This window comes from Enterococcus sp. C76 (genome assembly GCF_040886985.1).
GTDB lineage: Bacteria > Bacillota > Bacilli > Lactobacillales > Enterococcaceae > Enterococcus_B > Enterococcus_B lactis.
This window is the reverse complement of record NZ_JBFOEY010000060.1, coordinates 1-354: the sequence shown is the minus strand read 5'-3', so window position 1 is coordinate 354 and position 354 is coordinate 1. Positions and strand designations below refer to the sequence as shown.

The 354-nt window shown below is 24.6% G+C and carries 1 protein-coding gene; it reads left to right on the top strand.

Annotation, left to right across the window (positions count from 1 at the left end):
• Positions 1–114 precede the first annotated feature (114 nt).
• Positions 115–354: hypothetical protein (locus AB3I00_RS14750; protein WP_368025632.1), on the top strand; the 240-nt coding region annotated here is incomplete at its 3' end.

Here is a 354-nt window from a genome sequence, read left to right as displayed (position 1 = left end):
GACATGAAGAATTGCTAAATTCTATCGATGTTTTTGTATATAGAATGGTAGCTGTATAAGAATTTTTTTATAAAATGGAGGTGAAACAATATTTTTGTTATTGGAGTGATTTTAGTGTCAAGTGTCTTGTATAGTATGTATTTAAAATTCGCAGAAGACAAAATTCAAACGATGTTTTTGCATATTATCTTTTTTCAAATTTTATTAAGTGTACTTGAATGTGGTGTTCATTACTTAAAAAGTACAATGTTTGAACAGGATGTTTATATCAGTTTAGTAAAAGAAATAGGTTTATTTTTATTTATATTTTTTGTGTTATTTATAGGATTGTTTTTGATAAAAAAAGAAAAGCGG